Here is a 5,102-nt window from a genome sequence, read left to right as displayed (position 1 = left end):
CCTACTTTCACATGGGGAGGCCCCACACTATCATCGGCGCTGAGTGGTTTCACTACTGAGTTCGGCAAGGGATCAGGTGGTTCCCACTCGCTAAGGTCGTCAGGCGTAACGGGTTGGAAGCTGGCTTTTAGCCAACGTCCTAAAAAGGGGCAAGATTCAAGTTTTGGCTGTCGCCAGTCTGCGTCAGTCTCTTACGTATCCGTCAAAATCTGTTGATCAGTCTTGATCGTATAAAACCGCTTGGGTGTTATATGGTCAAGCCTCACGGGTCATTAGTATCGGTTAGCTCAACGCATTGCTGCGCTTCCACACCCGACCTATCAACCTTGTGGTCTTCAAGGGCCCTTTAGGAGGATCAAGTCCTCAGGGAGACCTTATCTTGAAGGGGGCTTCCCGCTTAGATGCCTTCAGCGGTTATCCCGTCCGAACATAGCTACCCGGCAGTGCCTTTGGCAAAACAACCGGAACACCAGAGGTTCGTCCACTCCGGTCCTCTCGTACTAGGAGCAGCTCTTCTCAAGTCTCCAACGTCCACGGCAGATAGGGACCGAACTGTCTCACGACGTTCTAAACCCAGCTCGCGTACCACTTTAAATGGCGAACAGCCATACCCTTGGGACCGAATTCAGCCCCAGGATGTGATGAGCCGACATCGAGGTGCCAAACACCGCCGTCGATGTGAACTCTTGGGCGGTATCAGCCTGTTATCCCCGGAGTACCTTTTATCCGTTGAGCGATGGCCCTTCCATACAGAACCACCGGATCACTAGAACCTACTTTCGTACCTGCTCGACGTGTCTGTCTCGCAGTCAAGCACCCTTATGCTCTTGCACTCATTGGCTGATTTCCGACCAGCCTGAGGGTACCTTTGTGCTCCTCCGTTACTCTTTGGGAGGAGACCGCCCCAGTCAAACTACCCACCACACACGGTCCCTGACCCAGATAAGGGGCCTAGGTTAGAACCTCAAGATTGCCAGGCTGGTATTTCAAGGTTGGCTCCACCGCAACTGGCGTCACGGTTTCAAAGCCTCCCAGCTATCCTACACAAGCAATATCAAAGTCCAGTGTGAAGCTATAGTAAAGGTTCACGGGGTCTTTCCGTCTAGCCGCGGATACACAGCATCTTCACTGCGATTTCAATTTCACTGAGTCTCGGGTGGAGACAGCGCCCCCATCATTACGCCATTCGTGCAGGTCGGAACTTACCCGACAAGGAATTTCGCTACCTTAGGACCGTTATAGTTACGGCCGCCGTTTACCGGGGCTTCGATCAAGAGCTTCGCTTACGCTAACCCCATCAATTAACCTTCCGGCACCGGGCAGGCGTCACACCCTATACGTCCACTTACGTGTTTGCAGAGTGCTGTGTTTTTAATAAACAGTTGCAGGGGCCTGGTATCTTCGACCGACTTCGGCTCAGTTAGTGTTAACGTCACCTAATGTCGGCGTGCCTTCTCCCGAAGTTACGGCACCATTTTGCCTAGTTCCTTCACCCGAGTTCTCTCAAGCGCCTGGGTCTTCTCGACCTGACCACCTGTGTCGGTTTAGGGTACGGTTTCTTACTGCCTGAAGCTTAGAGACTTTTCTTGGAAGCGTGGCATCAACGACTTCGATTTCCCGAGGGTCCTCTTCGTCTCGTATCTCGGCGTTGCGATCCCGGATTTGCCTAAGATCACCGCCTACATACTTTCACCAGGACAACCAACGCCTGGCTCGCCTAGCCTTCTCCGTCCTCCCATCGCAGCAGTAACAAGTGCAGGAATATTAACCTGCTTCCCATCGACTACGCCTTTCGGCCTCGCCTTAGGGGCCGACTCACCCTACCCTGATTAGCATGGGATAGGAAACCTTGGTCTTCCGGCGGGGGAGTTTTTCACTCCCCTTATCGTTACTCATGTCAGCATTCGCACTTGTGATACCTCCAGCAGACTTCTCAATCCACCTTCGACGGCTTACACAACGCTCCTCTACCGCTCATCATAGATGAACCCGCAGCTTCGGCACCTGGTTTGAGCCCCGTTACATCTTCCGCGCGGGCCGACTCGACTAGTGAGCTATTACGCTTTCTTTAAAGGGTGGCTGCTTCTAAGCCAACCTCCTAGCTGTTTTAGCCTTCCCACATCGTTTCCCACTTAACCAGGATTTTGGGGCCTTAGCTGGCGGTCTGGGTTGTTTCCCTTTTCACGACGGACGTTAGCACCCGCCGTGTGTCTCCCGTGCTGACACTCACCGGTATTCGGAGTTTGCATGGAGTTGGTAAGTCGGGATGACCCCCTAGTCCAAACAGTGCTCTACCTCCGGTGGTGATACACGAGGCGCTACCTAAATAGCTTTCGAGGAGAACCAGCTATCTCCGGGCTTGATTAGCCTTTCACTCCGACCCACAGGTCATCCGAATCTTTTTCAACAGATTACGGTTCGGTCCTCCAGTTGATGTTACTCAACCTTCAACCTGCCCATGGGTAGATCGCCCGGTTTCGGGTCTATTCCCAGCGACTCGACGCCCTATTAAGACTCGATTTCTCTACGGCTCCCCTATACGGTTAACCTCGCCACTGAAAATAAGTCGCTGACCCATTATACAAAAGGTACGCCGTCACCCAACAAGTGGGCTCCGACTGCTTGTACGCACACGGTTTCAGGGTCTATTTCACTCCCCTCACAGGGGTTCTTTTCGCCTTTCCCTCACGGTACTGGTTCACTATCGGTCAGTCAGGAGTATTTAGCCTTGGAGGATGGTCCCCCCATGTTCAGACAGGATTACACGTGTCCCGTCCTACTCGATTTCACTGGATATGCATTTTCGTGTACGGGGCTATCACCTTCTATGGCGGCACTTTCCAGAGCCTTCCACTAACACAAGTCCAGCTTAAGGGCTGCTCCCCTTTCGCTCGCCGCTACTCAGGGAATCTCGGTTGATTTCTTTTCCTCGGGGTACTTAGATGTTTCAGTTCTCCCGGTTTGCCTCCATAACCTATGGATTCAGTTATGGATACTGACCTGATGGCCAGTGGGTTTCCCCATTCAGAAATGTCCGGATCATAGCTTGTTTGCCAGCTCCCCGAACCTTATCGCAGGCTTCCACGTCTTTCATCGCCTCTGACTGCCAAGGCATCCACCGTGTGCGCTTAGTCACTTGACCATATAACCCCAAGAAGTTTTCCTATAAAGGAGCTAATCCTTCTGAGGTCAATCAAATAACCAATCAACGATTTTCGCCGGATACGCTTGAGACTGATGTCTATTGCTGCCTCAGTGTGCAGCAACAAACGTATCGCTTTGACTTTTAAAACTTGAATCTTGCATTGTTAAAGAGCAAAAAGCTGATTTTCAGCTTTTCTGGCATCAAGCCATTCATGTGAGCACTTACGGGTGGTTGGGGATGTCGGTAAGGAGGTGATCCAGCCGCAGGTTCCCCTACGGCTACCTTGTTACGACTTCACCCCAGTCATTAACCACACCGTGGTAACCGCCCTCCCGAAGGTTAAGCTAGCTACTTCTGGTGCAATCAACTCCCATGGTGTGACGGGCGGTGTGTACAAGGCCCGGGAACGTATTCACCGCGACATTCTGATTCGCGATTACTAGCGATTCCGACTTCATGGAGTCGAGTTGCAGACTCCAATCCGGACTACGACCGGTTTTTGCGGATTAGCTCCCCCTCGCGGGTTAGCAACCTGTTGTACCGGCCATTGTAGCACGTGTGTAGCCCTACTCGTAAGGGCCATGATGACTTGACGTCGTCCCCACCTTCCTCCGGTTTGTCACCGGCAGTCTCCTTAGAGTTCCCGACCGAATCGCTGGCAAATAAGGATAGGGGTTGCGCTCGTTACGGGACTTAACCCAACATTTCACAACACGAGCTGACGACAGCCATGCAGCACCTGTCACAGAGTTCCCGAAGGCACCAATCCATCTCTGGAAAGTTCTCTGGATGTCAAGAGTAGGTAAGGTTCTTCGCGTTGCATCGAATTAAACCACATGCTCCACCGCTTGTGCGGGCCCCCGTCAATTCATTTGAGTTTTAACCTTGCGGCCGTACTCCCCAGGCGGTCGACTTAGTGCGTTAACTGCGCCACTAAGAACTCAAGGTTCCCAACGGCTAGTCGACATCGTTTACGGCGTGGACTACCAGGGTATCTAATCCTGTTTGCTCCCCACGCTTTCGCACCTCAGCGTCAGTATCAGTCCAGAAGGCCGCCTTCGCCACTGGTATTCCTCCACATATCTACGCATTTCACCGCTACACGTGGAATTCTACCTTCCTCTACTGTACTCTAGCTTACCAGTTCCAGATGCAGTTCCCAGGTTAAGCCCGGGGCTTTCACATCTGGCTTAATAAACCGCCTACGCGCGCTTTACGCCCAGTAATTCCGATTAACGCTCGCACCCTCCGTATTACCGCGGCTGCTGGCACGGAGTTTGCCGGTGCTTCTTCTGTAGGTAACGTCACACTACGCCGGTATTAACGACGCAGCTTTCCTCCCTACTGAAAGTGCTTTACAACCCGAGGGCCTTCTTCACACACGCGGCATGGCTGGATCAGGGTTGCCCCCATTGTCCAATATTCCCCACTGCTGCCTCCCGTAGGAGTCCGGACCGTGTCTCAGTTCCGGTGTGGCTGATCATCCTCTCAGACCAGCTACGGATCGTCGCCTTGGTAAACCATTACTTCACCAACTAGCTAATCCGACATGGGCTCATCCGATAGCGTGAGGCCGAAACCCCACTTTCTCCCGTAGGACGTACGCGGTATTAGCTCGAGTTTCCCCGAGTTATCCCCCACTACCGGGCAGATTCCCATGCATTACTCACCCGTCCGCCGCTCGACGCCTGGGAGCAAGCTCCCATCGTTTCCGCTCGACTTGCATGTGTTAGGCCTGCCGCCAGCGTTCAATCTGAGCCATGATCAAACTCTTCAGTTTAAAATCATCGATCCGTTAAGCGGATCAAACTTGGCTCAAGGTTCAAACGAATTCTTAAGAACTTAAAGTTCTTGACGAGTCGCTTGCCTTGATGTTTTGTGACTCTCCACAAACCATCCCGCAAGCGCCCACATGAATGTACCTGATGCTTCATTCTTAAAGAGCGTCGATCCAAAG

General features: G+C 52.6%; 3 rRNA genes. All 3 read right to left on the bottom strand.

What is annotated here, in order from left to right:
• Positions 1 to 104: ribosomal RNA gene (rrf, locus tag DFK18_RS14390) — 5S ribosomal RNA — on the bottom strand; the annotation flags it as partial.
• A 147-nt stretch (positions 105 to 251) separates the two neighbouring features.
• Positions 252 to 3,142 (bottom strand): 23S ribosomal RNA (locus DFK18_RS14385).
• Between the two features lie 247 nt (positions 3,143 to 3,389).
• A 16S ribosomal RNA gene (locus DFK18_RS14380) occupies positions 3,390 to 4,925 on the bottom strand.
• Positions 4,926 to 5,102 lie beyond the last annotated feature (177 nt).

Source organism: Marinospirillum perlucidum, from assembly GCF_003336805.1.
GTDB classification, from domain to species: Bacteria; Pseudomonadota; Gammaproteobacteria; order Pseudomonadales; family Halomonadaceae; genus Marinospirillum; species Marinospirillum perlucidum.
The sequence above is the reverse complement of the archived record's forward strand: the minus strand, read 5'-3'. Positions and strand labels throughout refer to the sequence as shown.